The sequence below is a fragment of the Pseudomonas sp. ES1 genome, from assembly GCF_050586605.1.
GTDB lineage: Bacteria > Pseudomonadota > Gammaproteobacteria > Pseudomonadales > Pseudomonadaceae > Aquipseudomonas > Aquipseudomonas sichuanensis.
Window position 1 is genome coordinate 1 of the sequence record NZ_JBOBDM010000144.1, and the last position, 489, is coordinate 489.

At 64.2% G+C, this 489-nt stretch carries 1 protein-coding gene; it reads right to left on the reverse strand.

The genetic code is table 11. From position 1 onward, the window contains the following. A partial coding sequence (locus ACQ4N9_RS26520; RefSeq protein WP_430934127.1) for a contractile injection system protein, VgrG/Pvc8 family occupies window positions 1-432 on the reverse strand: 432 nt, incomplete at its 3' end. Window positions 433-489: the final 57 nt, after the last annotated feature.

Below are 489 nucleotides of genomic sequence, written 5' to 3' on the forward strand. Positions count from 1 at the left end.
CTCGCGCTCGGGGTACGTCGCGCCCAATTGGAACTGGTAGGCGTTGCCAAGAATGCCGTGCTCTTCGAGCACCTGGGCAATGATCTTCGGCACGCTCATGTGCTGGAACATGCGCTGGTTGATGCGGTGGGCCAGGTAGGCCAACTGCGGGCGCAGGGTGACCTGGTAGCGGGTCAGGCGCTTGCCCGCCTCGCCTTGCGCGGCGCGGTAGATCAGGCCGTGCAGGCCCCGGCCGTCGTCGCCGAGCTGAAGGAACGCGGGCTTGTGCAGCAGGCTTTCCAGGTCCCGCGAGGGGTGCTCGCTGACCAGTTCCAGGTCGATGGAGTACACCTGACTGATGGCTTCGCTGCCATCGAAGGCGAGTACCTGGAAGTCATGCTCCAGGCCATCGATATGCAAGCTGAAGTGGGTCTGGTTCGCGGCGGCAAACATCCTTGTCCCTCTGTAGCGAGAATGGGCGGGTAAAACGACCGCAGCCCGCGGCGCAAG